Genomic DNA, 19,699 nt, shown 5'->3' on the forward strand with positions numbered 1-19,699 from the left:
CGTCTTCCTCCTCAATACGATTCCTGCAGCATCGCCAAGTAATCGTCGACCGTGGCAATGCGGGGATTGGTGGCGTGGCAGTGGTCCTTCGTGGCGGCGACAGCGATGTCTTCCAACACGTCACGCGGCACGCCCATGGCGCCGAGACCGGCCGGCAAGCCGAGACGGGCGTTGAGGTCGCTGATGGCCTGAACCGGGTCCCCGCCGGCGGGCAGGCCCATGGCCTGCACCAGTGCGGCCTGCTTGGCTTCGGTCGCCGGCTTGTTGAAGCGCAGCACGACCGGCAGCAGCACGGCGTTAAGCGTGCCGTGGTGCAACGAGACGTCCGGCACCGCGCCCAGCGGGTGCGACAGGGCATGCACCGCGCCCAGCCCCTTCTGGAAGGCCAGCGCACCTTCCATGGCGGCCATCATCATGTTCCAGCGCGCGTCGCGGTCGTGGCCGTCGGCGGTGGCCTTGCCGATATTGGCCATGCCGCGGCGCAGGCCGTCCAAGGCGATCGCCTCGGCGGGCGGGTTGATGGCCGGCGCCAGGAAGGTCTCGATGCAGTGAGCGAGGGCATCCATGCCTGTCGCGGCGGTCAGGGCCGGAGGCAAGCCCAGCGTCAGTTCGGGGTCGCAGATGGCGAGCTTCGGCAGCAGGAACGGACTCAGCAGGCCGAGCTTGCGGCCGGACTCCATGACGATGACCGCGCCCCGGCCCACTTCGCTGCCGGTACCGGCGGTCGTCGGGATGGCCACCAGCGGGGCGACACGGCTGGTGATCAGGCTCGCGCCGCCCTCCACCGCCGCGTAGGTCTGCAGCGGTGCCGGGTGGGTTGCCAGCAGCGCAGTGGCCTTGCCCAGGTCGATGGGCGACCCGCCGCCCACGGCCACGATGCCGTCGCAGCCATTGCCGAGGTAAAGGCCGGTCGCGGCGGACACGGCGGCTTCCGTCGGGTTGGATGGGGTGTCCTCGAAGACGGTGGGCGTGCAATCCGGGCCCAGGGCGTCGAGCACCTTGTCGGCGATACCGGCGGCGCGGATGCCGCGGTCGGTGACGATCAGCGGTCGCTGGATGCCCAGGCGCTGCAGCTCGACCCCCAGCATCCGGATGGCGCCGAAGTCGATGTGAACGGTAGTCAGGTAGTTGATGACAGCCATGTTTTCCTCGTAGATATGTCGATGCGTCAGGCGCGGAATAGCGTCGGGTCCATGCGCGGAAGCGGCTCCGCCACGCGCACCGGCGGGAAGGCCATCAGGTCTAGCACCTGCGACCTGATGTCAATACCGGGCGCAACCTCCTCCAGCACCAGTCCGTCGGGCGCCACCGAGAAGACTGCGCGCTCGGTGATGACCTTGGCCTCCTGGCCGCGCTCGGCCACGTTGCGCCCGAGCGGATAGGTGATCTCATCCACGCGCTCGACGAACTTGCGCACGCTCCCCTCACGCCCGACCGACAGGAAACCGTCGGTGGTGTCGGCGGCGAGGCCGCCGGTGGTGAAGGTGCCGGTGAACAGCAGCTTGCGCGCGTTGTAGGCGATGTCGATGAAGCCGCCCGGCCCCGGATTGGCCGCGCCGAAGCGGCTGACGTTGATGTTCCCGGCCCGGTCGAACTGGGCAAAGGCCAGCGCCGCCATCGGGCAGTTGCCGCCGTCAATGAAGTCGAACTGCGAGGGGCCGTCGATCAAGGCCTCCGGATACTTGTTGGCGGAGAATTGCCAACCGCTCATCACGACGCCGCCGAAGGGGCCGTGCTCGGTGGTAAAGCTGTAGCGATGCAGGCCGCCGTCGGCGAACAGGCCGTCTTCCATCATCACCGTGGGCACGTCGGACGAAGCGCCGAAGCCGAAGATGCTGACCTCGCCGGGCCTGATTTCCCGGGCCGCCCGCCGAGCGATCACCTTGTCGGCGCCGGGCGTCAGGCGGTCCGAGGCGCGACCGTCGAAAAGCTGGCCGCCGAGATAGGCATCGTCGTACCGGATGTCGGTGGTCATCATGGCGTCGGGTTCCACCACGACGCGATCCACCAGCACGCCGGGAATCCGCACCGCATGCGCCGGCCGGGCGTGGCGCGGCACCAGCTTGCGCACCTGTGCGATCACGGTGCCGCCTGACGCCTTCACCGCCAGCGCCATGGCCAGCGCGCACGACGTGATCGGCTCGTCCTCGAAGCTCAGGTTGCCGTGCTCGTCGGCGCTGGTGGCACGCAGGAACGCCACGTCGAGCGGCCAGCTCGGATAGAAGAGGTATTCCTTGCCGTCCAGCTCCTGCATCCGCACCAGGTCGTCGGTGGCGCGCGCCGTGTACTTGCCACCCTGCTGGCGCGGATCGATGTAGGAGCCGAGGCCGATGCGGGTCAGGTAGCCTGGGCTGCGCCGGGCGACTTCGCGCAGCCAGTGCATGGTGGCGCCGATCGGCCAGCAGTAGGCTTCCACCCGATTCTCGCGGATCAGGCGCATGAACTCGGGGCGCTCGCCGGTGGCCGGATTCACCGCATTGGTAAAGTTGCCCGACACGATCCGCTTCATCAGCCCTTCGACTGCCACGTGATCCATGCCGCGGATGCCCATGCCGTCGCCGACACTGACCGGGAAGAAGAAGGTCAGGTCACGAGGCGATCCAGTCTCATGGAAGCGTTGCGCCAGCGCCTGGAACAACGCGTCCGGCGTCAGCCAGCCGATCACGCCGACGCTGCCCACGCTCTGGCCGGGCCGGATATCCGAAACGGCCTGCGCCGCAGTACAGATCTTGCTCATGCGATCTCTCACCTTTCTCGCCGCTCGCAGCCCGGGCTCAGGCCTGGAAATGGATAATGTGGGTACCGACGCAGACCGTCTCGCCCCGCTGGTTGAGTAGCGTTGCCTCAGCCCACAGGCGCTTCTTCTCGTCGTCGGCGCGGGCAATGCGGTAGTTCACGGTGAGGGTGTCTCCGATGCGAACGGGCTTGGTGAAGCGCACGTTGTCGTAGCCGTAGGAGACCGCCGGGCGCTGGATCATGTCGAGATACTTGGTCACGGCGCCGGCGATGAAACCGACCATCATGGCGCCCTGCGCGATGCGGCCGCCGAAGCCCATGCGCTTGCAGTATTCTTCGTCCATGTGATTGGGGTGGTTGTCACCGCTGATGCCGGCGAAGGCATAGATGTCGTACTCGCCGAGGGTGCGCGTGTAGCTGGTGTGCGTGCCAATAAGGGTGGATACGTTGCCTTCGTGCGGGATCTTGATGTCGGACACTTGGTTTCTCCGGGAGTGGGTTGGGTTCAGACCTGGGTGGCGTCAATCCTGCCCGCGAGGATGAGCAGAGATTCGAAGAGAAAGTAGTCGCCCCAGACCAGTTCGTTATCCATGGCGACGCCATTGCGCTTGTTGAAGCAGCCGCCGGTGAGGATGCCCGCCTGCCGTACATCGCCTGGGCTGACCGGGGTCAGGAAGCGGATCACGAGTTGCTCGATGCTCTCGACGGCGGCCTGGCGGTAGACTTCCGCCCGCTCCGGGATGTGCGCAGCCAGTTTGAACAGGCTGGCGGCGGCGATGGCAGTGGCCGAGGTGTCGCGGTTAGTGTGCGGGATGGCGGGATCGTCGAAATCCCAGAAGGCCACGCAGTCGGCGGGCAGGTGCGCGACCCACCAATCGGCCACGCGGATCGCGTCGGATTTGAACGCCTGCTCGCCGCACGACAGCGCCTGTGCGAGGCCGAGCATGCCCCACGCCTGGGCGCGGGCCCAGGTGCTGCTGTCATGAATGCCCTTGTGCGTGTAGCGCTTCACGAGCGAACCATCGGCAGCATTGAATGTGGCGGACTGGCAAACCGAGCCATCCTCCCGCACGCATAAGGCAATGTGCTGGCGCAGGTGCTGGCGGCCGATCTCGCCCGTGCCGAGCGCGGCGTCGTGCCGCAGCAGCAGCGCCACGGTGCCCGGAATCGCATCGATGTTGACCTCGCACGCCCCCACGCTGGAAGCCTCCTCAGCCTCGGTGCCGAGCGGGATCAGGCGGGCTGCTTCGCTGTACATTTCCGCCAGGCCACGCGAGCCGTCGAGGGCGAGCCCCGCGGCCTGCGGATCGGCCAGCAGCGAGCCGCCGAGTTGCGCGCCGTACCAGAAGAGGAACCCTTTGAACACCGACTTCGACACCACCCGCGGCGCCAGCCGTGCGGACCACATGCGGGCGCTGTCGCGGTACTTCTGCTCGCCAGTGCGCAAGGCAGCCAGCCACAGCATCCCGACCCAGAACCCGCCGGTCCAGTCGCCGGCCGGGGTGCGTGTCCAGGTGCCGTCGGCCGGATTGCCATAGTGCGGAAAGCCCACCTCGTCCTGCGCGATCGTCGCATCGATGCGTTGCAGGATGCGATCGAGCGCATCATCGATCAGTCTGGAATCCATATGTTTGTCTCCATGCGTACATTGGCTTGTCCGGCCTCCGGTGCCAGCCTTGCGGACCGACTGGGGTGGCGTGCGGAGCGGGGTATGCATGGAATCCTAGGGATTGCACAAACTAGTGTCCAATATATAATTAATGGATCTTTGATACTCAATGGATATAGTGATGGACCTTCGCCACCTGCGGTACTTCATCGCCATCGCTGAGGAACTTAATTTCACGAGAGCGGCCGAGCGACTGCACATCGCACAGCCTCCGCTGAGCATGCAGATCCGCCAACTCGAGGAGGAGATGGATGTCACGCTGCTAAATCGCTCGCGTCGGCACGTGGAGTTGACGGAAGCGGGTCGCATTTTCCTTGAGCAAGCGCGGCAGATCCTGCGAGCTACCGAGAGGGCAGTCGTGCAGGCGCAACGCGCGCATCGCGGCGAGACGGGTCGGCTGACGGTCGGCTTCTTCGAACACACGTCCTACACGCTGCTGCCGCCCATTCTGCGCGCCTACCGAGAACGTTTTCCTTCCGTCGAAATCCTGCTGCGCTGGTTTCCGGTCGTCAAACAGGCGGAAGCTCTGCGCCGGGGTGACGCGGATATTTCCTTCATGCGGCCGGTGCCAGACCTTGAGGAAGTGACATGGGAGACCATCCTGGAAGAGCCGTTCGTGCTGGCCGTGCCGGCAAGACACCCGTTGGCGAACGCTGAGTCGATTTCTCTGAAGAAATGTGCGCAGGAGCCCTTCATCATGTACATACCAGAGATGGCGCCGGACTTCCACGCCATGAACATGCGCATGTGCGCGTCGGCGGGTTTTGTACCGAAGGTCATCTCGGAAGTGGGGCAGGTCTATACGCTACTCGGCCTGGTCAGCTCCGGTGCGGGCATCGGCTTCGTGCCAGCGTCAGTCCGGAAGGTGAAGTTCGACCACGTGGTTTACAAGCCGATCGAAGGCCGGCAGCCGACAATCGAGATCATGCTCGGCTATAGCCAGCGCACCCCAACGCCGCTCATGACGGCGTTCATCGAGACGGCCAAAAGCATGCTGTGAGGGTTCCCCCGACCTCGCCCGCTGCAACATGGGCAAGGTGGAGGATGGCGCGGGTGTTCAGTCGCGACGGGAGGTCGGCGACAGGCTACCGTCGACGTGGCGGTCGAGCGCCAGTGGGTTGAAGTCGGCCAGCGCGGCCGGCAACAGGCTGGATGGGAAGTTCTGATAGCACACTGGGCGCAGGAACCGCTCGATGGCGGCACTGCCGACCGACGTGCTGCGCCCATCGGACGTGGCCGGGAACGGTCCGCCGTGGACCATGGCGTGGCTCACTTCCACGCCGGTCGGGAAGCCGTTTACCAGGATTCGGCCCGCCCGGTCTTCCAGCCGCGGCAGCAGTTCGGCCGCGAGAGCTTCGTCCGCCGGCGCCATCTGCAGCGTGGCGGTCAGTTGCCCTTCCAGCCCGTCGAGCACCGCCGCCACATCCGCCGCCGAGCGGCATCTGACGATCAGCGAGCAGGGACCGAATATCTCCTCACCCAGTTCGGGAAAAGCCAGAAAGCTGGCCGCGTCGGTGGCGAACAGATGGGCCGTCGCCGCGCAGGCGCCGCTGCTGCTCTCGCCGGTGGCCACGCTTCGTACTGCCTCATGCGCCCGCAGGCGCGCCACCCCGGCGGCGTAGGCGCGGCCGATGCCGGGCGTCAGCATCGTACCCGCCGGCTTGCCTTGTACGATCCGCCCGGCTTCGGCCTCGAAGCGATCACAGTCGTCCCCTTCCAGCGCGATCACCAAACCGGGGTTGGTGCAAAACTGGCCGACGCCCATCACGAGCGAATCGACAAATTCCCGCGCGATGCCTTCGGCACGATCTGCCAGCGCATGTGGCAGCAGGAGCACCGGGTTGACGCTGCTCATTTCGGCGTAGACCGGAATCGGCAACGGCCTGGCCATCGCCTGCCGCGAGAGCGCGAGGCCACCGGCCCGGGAGCCGGTGAAGCCGACCGCCCGGATGGCGGGATGCCCGACGAGCGCCTGTCCTACGTCATTGCCAACGCCAAAGAGCAGGGAGAACGTCCCCTCCGGCAGCCCGTATTCGGCCACCGCCGCCTGGATGACCCGGCCGACCAGTTCGGAAGTGCCGGGATGCGCTGGGTGGGCCTTGACGACCACCGGGCAGCCCGCCGCGAGGGCCGACGCCGTGTCGCCGCCGGCTACCGAGAACGCCAGCGGGAAATTGCTGGCGCCGAAGACGGCCACCGGGCCCAGCGGGACGTTGCGTCGGCGCAGGTCGGGGCGCGGCAGCGGCGTGCGATAGGGCAAGGGCGTATCCAACGTCGCCCCATGCCAGTGCCCGGCCCGTACAACCCCTGCGAACAGCCGCAACTGGCCCGCCGTGCGCGCCTGCTCGCCCTGCAGACGCGCTCGCGGCAGAGCCGTCTCGGCCATGGCGCGCTCGATGAGGGCGTCGCCGAGGCCTTCGATGCCGGTGGCGATTGCTTCCAGGAAGCTGGCGCGGGTCTCGGGCGTCGTCTCGCGATACCTCGCAAAGCTGCTCGCAGCGAGGCGGCAGGCCTGATCGACGTCGGCGGGGCCGGCGCCGCCGAACGCGGGCTCGATGTCGGCGGCAAGCGCCGGAGAAAACGCCTTGAACGCGCCGGCGGTGCCGCTGACGCTGCTCTGCCCGATCAGCATATGTCCGGTGATCCTCATGACGCCTTCTTCCCAATGAGCGGGCAGCCACCTTCTTCCATCGGCCGGAACGCCTCGTTGGCGGGAATGGTGGCGATGAGCTTGTAGAAGTCGCCCGCGTACTTCGATTCCGACGGCTTCTTCACCTCGAAAAGATAGAGCGGGTGGATCTTCCGGCCGTCTTCGCGGATGCTGCCCTTGCCGAACAGCTTGTCGTCGGTGGGCATCGCCTTCATCTTCGCGACCACGGCAGCGCCGTCGCCGTCCGCCTTCATCGCCGCCATTGCCTTCAGGTAGTGGGTCACCGCCGAGTACGTGCCTGCCTGCGCCATGGTTGGAAACTTGCCGTTGTTCGCGGCGGCGAATTCCTTGCCGAACTTGCGGTTCTCGTCGGTCATGTCCCAGTACCAGGTCTCGCTCAGCAAAAGGCCTTGGGCGGCTTTGAGGCCGAGCGCCTGGACATCGCTGCTGAAGACGAGCAGGCCTGCCAGCTTCTGACCGCCGGCGGTCACGCCGAACTCGGCGGCCTGCTTGACCGCGCCGATGGTGTCCCCCCCGGCGTTGGCCAGGCCCACTACCTGCGCCTTGGAGGCCTGAGCCTGAAGCAGGTAGGAGGAGAAATCGTTGCCCGGGAAAGGATGCCGGACCTTGCCGAGGACCTTGCCACCGTTCTTGACGACAACGGCCTCGGTGTCGCGTTCGAGCGAGTGGCCGAAGGCGTAGTCAGCAGTCACGAAGAACCAAGTCTTGCCACCCGACTTGACAACCGCCTTACCAGTCCCATTCGCCAGTGCCCACGTGTCGTAGGCCCAGTGGATCGCATTGGGCGTGCAGGCCTTGCCGGTGAGGTCGGAGGTGCCGCCGCCGGTGACAATCATCACCTTGTTCTTCTCCTTGGCCACCTGGTTGACCGCCAGGACGACCGACGAGGTCGGCACGTCGACGATAGCGTCCACCTTGTCCACGTCGAACCAGCGGCGGGCGATGCTCGCCCCGACGTCCGGCTTATTCTGGTGGTCGGCGGCCACGATCTCCACCTTCAGACCATGCTTCTCGGGCGCAAAGTCCTGGACTGCCTTCTTCGCGGCCCAGACCGAACCGGGACCAGCCAGCCCGGCATAAACGCCGGTCTGATCGTTGAGCACGCCGATCCGGACCACGCCGTCCGTGATCTCGGCCTGCGCCGTCGAGGCCGTCAGCAGCGCGGCGAGCGAAAGCAGCTTGATGCGATTGTTCATCATGTGTCTCCTCTACTGTGGGGATAGATATGGGGTGTTCCGTTCAGCGCCAGATTTCATGCCTTTCCTTCCACGCGCCGGCCAGGCACGCCTGCTCCGGCGGGCGTTTCGTCATGACTTGGTGCCGGCACGGCAGCGTGGCACGGTGCGGGCCGGCCGCGGCGGTTGCCTACAATGTTCTGGCACGACGCGTTCAACTCGCCGACGATGCCGCGGCGGAACGCCAGCACGCACACGACGAAGATGCTCCCCATGATCACGGTGATCATGGAACCGACCTTGTCGGCCAAGGCGTTCTGGATGGCGACCACGATGCCCGCGCCCACCACCGGGCCGAAGGCCGTGCCAAGGCCGCCCAACAGCGTCATCAGCACGACTTCGCCGGAGGTGTGCCAGTGCGCGTCGGTCAGCGTGGCAAACTGGAAGACCAGGGTCTTGGTGGCCCCGGCAAGGCCGGCCAGGCCCGCCGAGAGGACGAAGGCCAGCAGCTTGTAGCGCGCGACGTCGTAGCCCAGCGAGGTGGTGCGCGCCTCGTTCTCGCGGATCGCCTTCAGGATCTGGCCGAAAGGCGAATGGATGATGCGGTGGATCAGCCAGAAGGCGAACAGGAAGATCGCCAGCACGAAGTAGTACATGCGCAGGTCCGACGCCAGGTCGATCAGGCCGAACAGCCTGCCTCGCGGAATGGCCTGCATGCCGTCCTCGCCGCCGGTGAACGGCGCCTGCAGGAACAGGAAGTAGAACATCTGTGCCAACGCAAGCGTGATCATCGCGAAGTAGATGCCCTGCCGGCGAATAGCGAGCGCCCCGACGACAAAGCCCGCGGCAGCCGAGACGGCCGTGCCGAGCAGCAGGCCGAGTTCCGGGGTCAGCCCCCAGGTCTTCATGCCGTAGCCCGACATATAGGCCGCCGTGCCGAGGAACGCCGCATGGCCGAACGAGAGCAGGCCGGTATAGCCGAGCAGCAGGTTGAAGGCGCAGGCGAACAAGGCGAAGCACAGCACCTTCATCAGCATCACCGGATAGAGCACGGCCGGGGCCGCCAGCGCGCCCAGCAGCAGGACACCGTAGCCAAGATTTCTCATTTTCATACTCGCCTCACTTTTCCTTGCCAAACAGGCCTGCCGGCCGAACCATCAGCACGATGACCATGATCACGAAGACCACCGTGGCCGACGCCTCCGGATAAAACACCTTGGTCAGTCCTTCGACCACGCCCAGCCCCAGCCCGGCGACGATCGCGCCAAGGATGGAACCCATGCCGCCGATCACCACCACCGCGAACACGACGATGATCAGGTTCGACCCCATCAGCGGACTTAGTTGCCCCGTCGGCGCTGCCAGCACGCCGGCCAGCCCGGCCAGGCCCACGCCGAAGGCATAGGTCAGCATCACCATCACCGGCACGTTGATGCCGAAGGCCTGGGTAATGCTCGGGATCTCGGTGGCGGCGCGCAGGTAGGCGCCGAGGCGGGTCTTCTCGATCGTGAACCAAGTCAGCAGGCACACTGTGAGCGAGGCGCCGATGACCCACGCGCGGTATTTCGGCAGGATCATGAAGCCGAGGTTGAAGGCGCCGGCCACCTCGTCGGGAATCGAATAGGGCTGCCCCGAGACGCCGAATTGGAAGCGGAACAGGCCTTCGATAATGAGCGCAAGCCCGAAGGTGAGCAGCAGCCCGTACAGGTGGTCGAGTTTGTACAGCCACCGCAGCAGGCCGCGCTCGATGGCGATACCCGCCAGCCCGACCAACGCCGGCGCCGCCAGCAGCGACCACCAGTAGCTGATGCCGAGATACTCCAGGCCCGCCCAGGCGACGAATGCGCCCACCATGAACAGCGCGCCGTGGGCAAAGTTGATGATGTTGAGCATGCCGAAGATCACGGCAAGCCCGAGGCTGAGAATCGCGTAGAACGAGCCGTTCACCAGCCCGAGCACGAGTTGCCCCAACAGCCCCTGTAGCGGGACTCCCAGAATCGTTGTCATGTTGTCTCCTCCGCAGCGGTCTCAGACACCCAGGAGTTCCTGGAGCAGGTGCTGCTTCTCGTGAATCTCGTGCTGGTGGATCTCCGCGGCGATTTGGCCGTGCTCCACCACGTACATGCGGTCGGCCAGCGGCGCGGCGAACCGGAAGTTCTGCTCCACCAGCACGATCGTGTAGCCCTTCGCCTTGAGGTCGCGGATGACCTGGGCGAGCTTCTGCACGATCACCGGCGCCAGTCCCTCAGAGATTTCGTCCAGCAGCAGCAACCGCGCCCCGGTGCGCAGGATGCGCGCCATCGCCAGCATCTGTTGCTCGCCGCCCGAGAGCCGCGTGCCCTGGCTATGCCGCCGCTCGTAGAGGTTGGGGAACATCGCGTAGATCTCATCGAGGCTCATCCCGCCGCCACCCAACTGCGGCGGCAGCAGGAGGTTCTCCTCGCACGAGAGGCTGGAATAAATCGCCCGCTCTTCCGGGCAAAAGCCGACGCCGAGACGCGCGATGCGATGGGCCGGCATGCCGATTGCCTCGCGGCCGTCGATCATAACCGAGCCGGCGCGCCGCCCCGTCAGGCCCATGATGGCGCGCAGGGTGGTGGTACGGCCTGCCCCGTTGCGGCCGAGCAGGGTCACGCACTCTCCCTCGTTCACCAGCAAGTCGATGCCGTGCAGAATGTGCGATTCGCCGTAGAAGGCATGGAGGTCAGTGACCCGCAGATATTCCGTCGCCATGATCAGTGCCCTCCCGGCGCAGTGAGCGCGGCATCAGCGCTGCCCATATAGGCCTCGATGACCTGCGGGTTGGCGGAGACTTCCGCGTATGTGCCCTCGGCCAGCACGCTGCCGCGCGCCAGCACCGTGATGGCGTCGCAGATGCCGGACACCACTTTCATGTTGTGCTCCACCATCAGGATGCTGCGATTGGCCGAGACCTTCTTGATGAGCTGCATGACGCGGTCAACGTCCTCGTGGCCCATGCCCTGCGTGGGCTCGTCGAGCAGCATCAGCTCGGGGTCGAGGGCCAGCGTGGTGGCGATTTCCAGCGCGCGCTTGCGGCCGTACGGCATCTCGGCGGTCGTCATGTCGGCGAAGTCCTCCAGTCCGACGTCGGCGAGCAATGCCATGGCCCTGTCGTCGAGCGATGCGAGGACTTTCGGTGAGCGCCAGAACTGGAAGGAAGTCCCGAGCCTGCGCTGCAGCGGGATACGTACGTTCTCGAGCACGGTCAGGTGCGGAAACACCGCCGAGATCTGGAAGGAGCGCACCACACCCCTGCGTGCGACCTGCGCCGGCTTCTCGCCGGTGATCTCGGCACCGTTGAACCGTATGGTGCCGCGCGTGGGATCCAGGAACTTGGTAAGGAGGTTGAAGCAGGTGGTCTTGCCTGCACCGTTCGGACCAATCAGCGCGTGGATGTGCCCACGCCTGACCTTGAGACTGACGTCGTTTACGGCGACAAATCCCTTGAATTCTTTCCTCAATCCGACTGTTTCAAGAATGAGATTGCTTGCCATGGTCATTTCCGCGCCCGTTGTTGGGTCTGCTGGAGAATATGGCCGCAGCTAGATCACGTCCAATATATTATTGATTATTCATTGACACTTTTTGTGTATATGACGGATGCGCCAGCCAGTCGGGCGCTACTCGCGAATTGTCGGGGACGTCACAGGACACGAAGGCGTGTCGAAGTGCCACAAGGCGACAGAAGCGATTGGTATCTGCACCCGACTTACGCGGTAACGCCAGCGCGCGAACCGCTGGGCATGCTTGACGCCTACATGTGGGCGCGCGAGCCCAAGGGTCCGGATGGCGTGCGGCCCGGCATCAAGGAGAGTACCCGCTGGACCGAAAGGTATGAGCGGGTCGCCGAACAAGCGGCCACACTGCCTGCCACGCGACTCGTCTATCTGGCTGACCGGGAGCCGGACATCATGGCGCTGATGGTCAAGGCAAAGGAGTTGGGCCACCCGGCGGATTGGCTACTGCGCTCGCAGCACAATCGCACCTTGCCTGGCGGCGGCAAGCTGTGGGACCGATCGCGCACTCTCCGCTGCTGAAGCGCTGCGCGCGTTACGTGAGGGACTCCGCTGACTTATGTATAAAGATATGCCCTGAACGGCCTGTCGAATCAACGAATTGAATGGCCGCTTTCCAAAGGCTGACGAGGTCGCTGGCCAACTCACTTTGTTGACTCTCAACGCACAGACAGCGCGCGAGCGTCATTTCCGTTTGGCGCCTTCACAAACGCAGCATAAATTCAGCAAAGGCTTCTGAGTTAAGCGGGCGGCTGATCAGATAACCCTGAATGGAGTCGCATCCGGCGTCCTTCAACTCTGCGGCCTGGCGCTGGCCGCGAGTCCTTCTTACCTTTGAGGGCGGGCAGTTCAGCCCCGCCCGCGCATACGGTCAGCTACCGCGAAATGCAGGTTTGCGCTTCTCGTGGAACGCTTCCACGCCCTCGCGAAAGTCGTCCGAGCTACGCAGACGGCTGTAGCAGTGCCCTTCGAGTTCGATGGCGATCGACAGCGGCGCGTCCTCGGTGTCATTCAGCAGCTTCTTGGCGGTGCGCTGGGCCAGCGGCGAGAATGCACGCAGTTCGTCGGCCAGCGCGTCGGTGGCCGCTTCCAGTTCGGCGTCAGCCACGCAGTCCACAACGATGCCCCAGTCGTACGCCTGTCGGCCGGGAATGCGGCGCGAGCGCATGACGATGTCCTTGGTGCGGCCGACGCCCACCATCTTCTGCAGCCGCGCGGAGCCGCCCGAGCCCGGAATCTGGCCGAGCTTCTGTTCCGGCAGCGCGTACTGGGTGGTGTGGGTGGCGATGCGGAAGTCGCACGCCAGCGAGAGTTCGAAGCCAACGCCGAAGCAGTAGCCCCGGTTGGCGGCAATCACCGGCTTGCTGCAACGCGCCGGCGCCGCAATGTTCCCCGCCAGCTTCGATACGTGCTCGGGCGATGCCTCCAGCAATCCCTTGATATCGCCCCCGCTTGAGAAATGTTCACCTAGCGAGCGCAGGACGATGACGCGCACGCGGTCGTCGGCGTCCAGCGTCTCGAACACGGCGCGAATCTGGTCGCGGGCAGCCATCGAGATCACGTTGTAGGGCGGGCGGTGCAGGATGATGTCGGCCCGCTCGCGCGCAGGGTCGATCTCGACGGAAAAGCCGTCGAGGTTCTGGAGTCGCTGCTGGTCGGGATGGGTCAATGCGAAGGCTTGTGTCACGTCGTTACTCCTTGGTCGGGACGTTGGAAGAAGGGCTGGAAAGCGAGGTGTATTCACCGGCCGACAGTTTGCGGCGCAGGATCTTGCCGACCGGCGACTTCGGGAGGTCGGCCACGAACACGTAGTCGCGCGGGCGCTTGAAATTGACGAGGTCGGAGCCGCGGCAGAAGGTGTCGAGCGCCTGGGCGTCGACGCAGCCGCGTGGCTTGACGAAGGCCACTACCTTCTGACCCCAGCGGAGATCCGGCAGGCCGGCCACGGCCACCTCATCCACGGCCGGATGCAGGGAGAGAACCGACTCGATGTCGGCGGGCGAGATGTTCTCGCCGCCGCTGATGATCATGTCATCCACTCTCCCCGTTACGAAGAGATCGCCGTCGGCGTCGAAGTAGCCGATGTCGCCCGTGAAGTACCAACCCTCGTGCAGCGACTTTGCATTGGCGTCGTCGCGGTTCCAGTAGCCTTCGAACGCTTCATCGCCGCGCAGGTCGGCGATGATCTGACCCTCTTCGCCGGGAGTGGTCACCGCCTCAGGCGAAGTGGCGTCCAGCCGTACCACGCGCAGCCGTGTATTGAGGCCGGCGCGACCGGCGCTGCCCGGCTTGCGCCCCGCGCGCTGCTCGATGCTGAATGTGTACACCTCGGATGAACCGTAGTGATTGACGAACAACTCCGGGCGGAATGCTTGTTCGAGCCGTGACAGCAAACCGTCGCTCATCGCCGCGCCGGCGAAGCCAAGCTTGGTGACCGTGCGGACACCCATGCTGTCGAAGCCCGGGTCGGCCAGCAGGTCGTGGTACAGCGTAGGTACAAGATAAAGGCAGCTCACGTGATAGTCGGTGATGGCCTGCTGCGCCTGCGATGGGCTCCAGCGCCGCACGCAGACGAACAGGCCGTCCACCAGCGCCATGGCAAGCAGCGAGCGCGCGCCCATCGTGTGGTACAGCGGCATCACGCCGAGCGTGCGCTCGCCGCGCCGATACAGGTTCTGCGCGACGTGAGCCAGGGCGGCGGCGCGCTCCTGCCGGTGGCGGCGCGGCACGCCCTTCGGCCTGCCGGTGGTGCCGGAGGTGTACAGCATCAGCGAGATGTCGTCGGCTGCGGCCAATGTGCTGTCGAGCCGGGGTGTGACGTCGAGCAGGGTGTCGAATGACAGCGAGCCGCCTGGCGCATGGTCCAGTGCGAAGCAGGGTATCTCCTGCGCGGCGGAGCTCTCCAGCACGGCGTCGGCGCTGACGGGCTCGAACACCAGTGCCCTGGCGCCGGCATCGCGCACGCAATAGTCCAGCTCGTCCGGCTTGGCGCGCCAGTTCAGCGGGACGATGACCACACCGGCGAACTGGCAGGCCCAGTGCAGCGTAGCCGCTTCCCAGCGGTTCTGCAGGATGGCCAGGAGGCGATCGCCGGGGCGCAGGCCGAGGTCGTGCAGGCCGGCGGCCACGCAGCGGATGCGCGCGAGCCATTGCTCGTAGGTCAGCAGCAGGTCGCCGTCGACGATGGCGGGGGCGCTGGGGCTGCGCTCCACGCTTTGCAGGAAAGTGCGGCCGAGATCAAGCATCGCAGGTCTCCCCGACTGTCGTCGCTTCGACGTGGCGTGCCCGCGCCCGGCTGGCCGCGACATCAAGGACCGCGGCGACGATCGGCGTGTAGCCCGTACAGCGGCACAGGTGGCCGGACAGCATGTCGCGCACCTGCGCCTCAGTCGGCTCGGGCACCCGTTCCAGGTAGTCCGCGCACGACATCAGGATGCCTGCCGTGCAGAAGCCGCACTGCAGGGCGTGGTGGCGTCGGAAGGCTTCCTGCAGGTCGCCCAGGCCTTCGCGCGGCGCGAGGCCCTCGACGGTGTCGATGGCGCGGCCGTCGGCCTGTACGGCCAGCATCAGGCAGGATCGCGCGGCTACGCCGTCCACGCGCACCGTGCAGGCGCCGCAGACGCCGTGCTCGCAGCCGACGTGCGTGCCGGTGGCGCCGAGTTCATGACGCAGGAAGTCGGACAGCAGCTCGCGCGGAGCGCACAGGCCGCTGCGCTCGCTGCCGTTCAGGGTCAGGGCGACGCGATGGCGCTCGTCGCGCCGCATCACTGAGAGCGTGCCGGCTGGCGCGCCACGTATGGTCTTGCTCATCTTGCCTCCTCGATTACGCGCATGCCCAATTGCCGCACCAAGTGGCGGCGGTACTGCGCGCTAACATGGGCGTCGTCCTGCGCGCCCAGCTTCCAACTGAAATCGTTGATGGCCTCGGCCAGCGCCTTGCCTTGCAGGCGTGGCCAGCTCTCCAGTACTGGCCGGTCGGCCACGCCGCCCACGGCCAGTGAGATGGCGTCGTCGGTGACGATCGCAGCGCACGCGACCAGCGCGAAGTCGCCATGCCGGGCCGAGAACTCCATGAAGCCGTAGCGCGCGCCAGGCCGCCTCAGCGGGAAGCGCACGGCTTCCACCAGTTCGTCTGGCTCGCGCGCGGTCATCAGCATTCCCTGGAAGTACCCGGCGGCCGGCAGCACGCGGCGGCGGCGCAAGGAGCGCAGCACGACTTGGCCACCGAGCGCCGTGAGCACCAGCGGCAGTTCTGCGCTGGGGTCGGCGTGCGCGACGGAGCCGCACACCGTGCCCCGGTTGCGGATCTGGAAATGCGAGATGTGCGGGAAGGCGAGCGCGAGCAGCGGTACCTCGTCGGAGAGCGATGCGCGCCATTCGACGCTGCCCTGCGTCACGGCGGCGCCCACCACGAGATGGCCGTATTCTACGCGCACGGTATTGAGGTCGGCGGTGCGAGAGATGTCGACCAGCAGTTGCGGCTGCGCGAGCCGCATGTTGAGGACGGCCATCAGCGACTGGCCGCCGGCCAGAATGCGGGCGTCCTCGCCGGCACGGGCCAGTGTCTCCAGCGCGTGCTGTGTGGATTCGGCGCGCAGGTAGTCGAACGCGGCGGGATTCATCGACGGACTCCCAGGAGCGCCAGCAGGCGAGCGATCCAGCCGGGACTGCGCACCGGCTTGCCGCCTGCCTGCCGGCCGAGCGATTCGAACAACTGGCGCAGCACCACTTTGGCCGCGCCTTCGAGCATGCGGCCGCCGACGGCCGCCACCTTGCCGGACACCTCGGCCTCGTAGTCGTACGCGAGACGGGTGCCGTCGCCGTGCGGGGTCAGCTCTACCATTCCGGAGCCGCGTGCGCTGCCGAGCGAGGACAGGCCGGCGCCTGCCAGCCGTAGCCGGTGCGGCGGCTCCAGGTCGGACAGCGCGATCTCGGCTTCGTAGCGCGCCTTGATCATGCCCACGCCCACGGTTACGTCCGCGCGGTAACGGTTCTCGCCGATGCGTTCGAGCGCGTGGCAGCCGGGCACGACCTGGGCCAGCGCCTTCGGGTCGAGCAGGACGGCGAAGACGGCTTCCGGTGTGGCGTCGAGATCGACCGTCCCGCGTGCGCTCAGGGCCTTCGCGGCCTTGCCGCCTTTGCCGTTTGCAGGTGCTGCCTCTTTCGCCGCTTCGGCCAGTTCGGGGCGCGACGGCGGCGGATCGTCAAAGCCGATCATCGCCATCACCCTGGCGGGCGTAAGTGGCAGGCGAATGTCGCGCACGCCGAGTGCGTCCGCCACGGCGTTTGCGACGCACGGCGGTGTGCTCATGCTGTTGCCCTCGCCGAGCCCCTTGGCCCCGAGCGGCGTGAACGGGCTCGGCGTTTCCAGATGGACGATGACCGGGTCGGGCATTTCGCACGTGGTGGGCAGCAGGTAGTCGGCCAGCGTGCCGGACTGGAAGCTGCCATCGGGGCCATAGCGGAACTCCTCCATCAGCGCCGCGCCGAGTCCCTGCGCGAAGGCGCCGCGGATCTGGCCGTCGGCCAGTGCCGGATTGAGCAGCTTGCCGGCATCGTGCGCGGTGATGTAGCGGTCGATGCGCACGCGGCCGGTGGCACGGTCGATCTCCACGCCGCACAGGTCAAAGGCGAAGCCGTAACAGGCGGACGTGTTGACGCGATCCTGTTCGTCCGGCGCGTCGAGGTTGGGCGGTGACCAGAACACGGTCTCACGCAGGCCGGGTTCCTCACCGGCTGGCAGGAGTTGCGGCGACCGACCAGTGCGGCGCGTTGCTGGCGGCGCGGGCGAAGTGCTCTTGCGGGCAATGCGGCCGTTGGTGAAGACCAGTTCGGCCGGGTCGCAACGGAGGTGGGAAGCCACGATGCGCGCCAGCTTGTCGCGCACACGCGTAGCGGCCAGGTGCACGGTTCCGGCCACGGCGCCGGCAAACCGACTGGAGTAGTTGCCCGCAGCGACGGACCACGCGTCCTTGTGGGTATCAAATTCGACGTTGACTGCCACGTCCGCGGGGTCGATGCCGAGTACATCGGCCACGACCTGTGCACATACGGTCATGTGGCCCTGTCCTGCTGGCGTGGAGGCGACGGTCACTACCACGCCGCCGAGCAGGTCGACGCTGACTGTAGCGCTGGCGATAGCGCCGTTCTTTGGCCCAGCCTTGCGGCGTGCCTCGGCCGGTGTGGCGGTGGTGATGTAGCCCATGTTCGACACCGACGGCTCGACGATGGCAGCAATGCCAATGCCGTACAGCCGGCCCTCGGCGCGCGCGGCATCGCGACGGCGCTTCAGTTCATCGTAAGCCCCCGCTTCCAGGGCGCGAGACATCGCCAATTGGTAGTTGCCGGAATCGAGCAACGCGCCGGCCGCCGCGCGATACGGAAAGGCGTCGGCGGGCACGAAGTTACGGCGGTAGACGTCGAGCGGATCGAGGCCGAGTTCCACAGAGATTCGCTGTACCAGCCGCTCCAGCGCGAAGTACACTTGCGGCCCGCCGAAGCCGCGCACAAGGCCAGTCGGTGTCTTGTTGGTCAACACCACGCGGTTGCGCACCAGCAGGTTGGGGATCGCGTAGGCGCCGGTCAACAGGCCATGCATGCGGTAGAAGGTAGCGGGCTCCGGCGCGCGCAGGTAGCCGCCGCAGTCCTCGAGCTGATCGTACGATAGGGCAACGATGCGGCCATCGGCCTCGACGGCAGCTTCCAGGGTGGAGAGCCGCGCGGTGGCCGAGGTGGCGGCGCTCAGATGCTCGAGCCGGTCCTCCACCCACTTCACCGGCGCGCCGGCCTTGCGCGAAGCGAGGCACATCAGCACCACGTAGGGAAACACCGCCTGCTTGACGCCGAAGCTGCCGCCCGAGTCGCGCGGAGCGACGTGGCGCAGGCGGTTGGCGGGCACCTGCAGGGCCATCGCCATGACGGCGTGCAGCGAGAACGGCCCCATGAAGTTGGAGGTGACCTGGTAGCCCTCGTCGCCCGGCAAGTGTTCGGCAATTACCACGCCACACTCGATAGGTGTGCAGGTGTTGCGCGGGTAGTGCGCGGTCAGCGTCACGCGGTGCGGCGCGGCGGCGAATGCGGCCTCGGGGTCGCCGTAGCAGAAATGGCGGTCGCTGGCGACGTTGCTGCCGAGGCCGGAGTGCAGCACGGGGGCGTCGCCTGCCACGGCAGCCTCGATCGACACCACCGGTGGCAGCGCGCGGTAATCCACGCGCACGAGGTCGAGCGCATCCTCGGCCAGCGCGCGGCTTTCGGCCACGACTACGGCCACTGGTTCCCCTACGTAGCGCACGCGATCCATCGCCAGCGCCCACTGCTCCATCGGCGCCTTCACGCCGACAACGAAGGGCCGGGACCAGGCGGGCAGGTCAGCGGCCGTCAGCACCGCGCGCACGCCCGGTACCTTCAGTGCCGCCGCGAAGTCGATGGCGCCGAGCTCGGCGTGCGCGTGCGGCGAGCGGAGGATGGCGGCGTGCAGCGTACCGGGCCTGACGCCGAGGTCGTCGGCATAGCGGCCGCGGCCGGTCAGGATGGCGGCGTCCTCGACGCGCGCCATTGGGCGACCGACGTGGGGTGCCTGCCGGGTCTCCTGTGTCTCCTGTACCGTGCCGGTCGTTTCGCCGGCATCGAATCTTTTCATATGCGACTCCGTTTCACGCGACGGAACCGGGGCCGGAAGGCGGACAGGACCGTGCGACGTCAAACGGAGATTAGGAGAGATCTACCTATAATTTCTAATGCTGAATTTTGATGCACTCGATCATTAGTTATGATGTGAAGCTTAAGCGCTATTAGCGATTTCTCCATGAAAAGTGATGGAAAACCGTCACTTTAAGAGACTTTCAGTGCACTCCAATGAGGAATGATGCATTACAGAAAATGATGCAAGCATTTGGTGTTATTGATATCTTGA

General features: G+C 66.2%; 16 protein-coding genes and 1 pseudogene. 2 read left to right on the top strand and 15 right to left on the bottom strand.

The features are described from left to right. Positions 1-11 precede the first annotated feature (11 nt). The 4 genes from RS901_RS36605 to RS901_RS36620 are packed head-to-tail and all read right to left on the bottom strand — an operon-like array spanning position 12 to position 4,363. The gene (locus RS901_RS36605) at positions 12-1,142 is read right to left on the bottom strand and encodes an iron-containing alcohol dehydrogenase (protein ID WP_316157741.1); all 1,131 of its coding nucleotides are present in this window, start codon (positions 1,140-1,142) and stop codon (positions 12-14) included. Positions 1,143-1,168: 26 nt separating this feature from the next. Then, complete coding sequence (locus tag RS901_RS36610; protein WP_209761303.1) at positions 1,169-2,737, bottom strand: acyl CoA:acetate/3-ketoacid CoA transferase; 1,569 nt, start codon at positions 2,735-2,737, stop codon at positions 1,169-1,171. Between the two features lie 37 nt (positions 2,738-2,774). Then, positions 2,775-3,215, bottom strand: coding sequence for a MaoC family dehydratase (locus RS901_RS36615; protein WP_316157742.1), 441 nt, complete (start codon positions 3,213-3,215; stop codon positions 2,775-2,777). Positions 3,216-3,241: 26 nt separating this feature from the next. After that, on the bottom strand, positions 3,242-4,363 hold the full coding sequence (locus RS901_RS36620) for a glycosyl hydrolase (protein WP_316157743.1): 1,122 nt from the start codon (positions 4,361-4,363) through the stop codon (positions 3,242-3,244). A gap of 163 nt (positions 4,364-4,526) precedes the next feature. Between RS901_RS36620 and RS901_RS36625 the strand changes: the two genes are divergently transcribed. Further along, positions 4,527-5,405: a LysR substrate-binding domain-containing protein gene (locus tag RS901_RS36625; protein WP_209761305.1), complete on the top strand. Its 879-nt coding sequence runs from the start codon at positions 4,527-4,529 to the stop codon at positions 5,403-5,405. Between the two features lie 57 nt (positions 5,406-5,462). On the opposite strand, the gene RS901_RS36630 is transcribed toward RS901_RS36625, so the two are convergent. From RS901_RS36630 to RS901_RS36655, 6 genes are read right to left on the bottom strand one after another with little or no spacing between them, the layout of a single operon-like run. After that, positions 5,463-7,055, bottom strand: coding sequence for an aldehyde dehydrogenase (NADP(+)) (locus tag RS901_RS36630; protein ID WP_316157744.1), 1,593 nt, complete (start codon positions 7,053-7,055; stop codon positions 5,463-5,465). Further along, a complete protein-coding gene (locus tag RS901_RS36635) occupies positions 7,052-8,272 on the bottom strand; it encodes an ABC transporter substrate-binding protein (RefSeq protein WP_316157848.1) in 1,221 nt (406 codons plus the stop codon). Before RS901_RS36635 ends, RS901_RS36630 begins: the two co-directional genes overlap by 4 nt. Before the next feature lie 56 nt (positions 8,273-8,328). Continuing rightward, positions 8,329-9,357, bottom strand: a complete 1,029-nt coding sequence (locus tag RS901_RS36640) for a branched-chain amino acid ABC transporter permease (RefSeq protein WP_316157745.1) — start codon at positions 9,355-9,357, stop codon at positions 8,329-8,331. A 13-nt stretch (positions 9,358-9,370) separates the two neighbouring features. Then, the gene (locus RS901_RS36645; RefSeq protein ID WP_316157666.1) at positions 9,371-10,258 is read right to left on the bottom strand and encodes a branched-chain amino acid ABC transporter permease; all 888 of its coding nucleotides are present in this window, start codon (positions 10,256-10,258) and stop codon (positions 9,371-9,373) included. Positions 10,259-10,279: 21 nt separating this feature from the next. Next, positions 10,280-10,984, bottom strand: coding sequence for an ABC transporter ATP-binding protein (locus tag RS901_RS36650; RefSeq protein WP_316157667.1), 705 nt, complete (start codon positions 10,982-10,984; stop codon positions 10,280-10,282). A 2-nt stretch (positions 10,985-10,986) separates the two neighbouring features. Further along, a complete protein-coding gene (locus tag RS901_RS36655; RefSeq protein ID WP_316157746.1) occupies positions 10,987-11,766 on the bottom strand; it encodes an ABC transporter ATP-binding protein in 780 nt (259 codons plus the stop codon). Positions 11,767-11,955: 189 nt separating this feature from the next. Here RS901_RS36655 and RS901_RS36660 point away from each other — a divergent pair. Beyond that, positions 11,956-12,291: pseudogene (locus RS901_RS36660) on the top strand (IS4 family transposase); the annotation flags it as partial. Positions 12,292-12,658: 367 nt separating this feature from the next. On the opposite strand, the gene RS901_RS36665 reads toward RS901_RS36660, so the two are convergent. From RS901_RS36665 to RS901_RS36685, 5 genes are read right to left on the bottom strand one after another with little or no spacing between them, the layout of a single operon-like run. Next, complete coding sequence (locus tag RS901_RS36665; RefSeq protein ID WP_316157747.1) at positions 12,659-13,474, bottom strand: enoyl-CoA hydratase/isomerase family protein; 816 nt, start codon at positions 13,472-13,474, stop codon at positions 12,659-12,661. Positions 13,475-13,478: 4 nt separating this feature from the next. Next, positions 13,479-15,032: an AMP-binding protein gene (locus RS901_RS36670; RefSeq protein ID WP_316157748.1), complete on the bottom strand. Its 1,554-nt coding sequence runs from the start codon at positions 15,030-15,032 to the stop codon at positions 13,479-13,481. Continuing rightward, positions 15,025-15,597 (bottom strand): (2Fe-2S)-binding protein, encoded by a 573-nt coding sequence (locus RS901_RS36675; protein ID WP_316157749.1) that lies wholly within the window; start codon positions 15,595-15,597, stop codon positions 15,025-15,027. The genes RS901_RS36670 and RS901_RS36675 overlap by 8 nt, the downstream gene beginning before the upstream one ends. Further along, a complete protein-coding gene (locus tag RS901_RS36680) occupies positions 15,594-16,409 on the bottom strand; it encodes an FAD binding domain-containing protein (RefSeq protein ID WP_316157750.1) in 816 nt (271 codons plus the stop codon). Before RS901_RS36680 ends, RS901_RS36675 begins: the two co-directional genes overlap by 4 nt. Further along, positions 16,406-19,426 (bottom strand): xanthine dehydrogenase family protein molybdopterin-binding subunit, encoded by a 3,021-nt coding sequence (locus tag RS901_RS36685; protein WP_316157751.1) that lies wholly within the window; start codon positions 19,424-19,426, stop codon positions 16,406-16,408. Before RS901_RS36685 ends, RS901_RS36680 begins: the two co-directional genes overlap by 4 nt. Between the last annotated feature and the right edge of the window lie 273 nt (positions 19,427-19,699).

The sequence above is a fragment of the Cupriavidus sp. BIC8F genome (assembly GCF_032465815.1).
Taxonomy (GTDB): domain Bacteria; phylum Pseudomonadota; class Gammaproteobacteria; order Burkholderiales; family Burkholderiaceae; genus Cupriavidus; species Cupriavidus necator.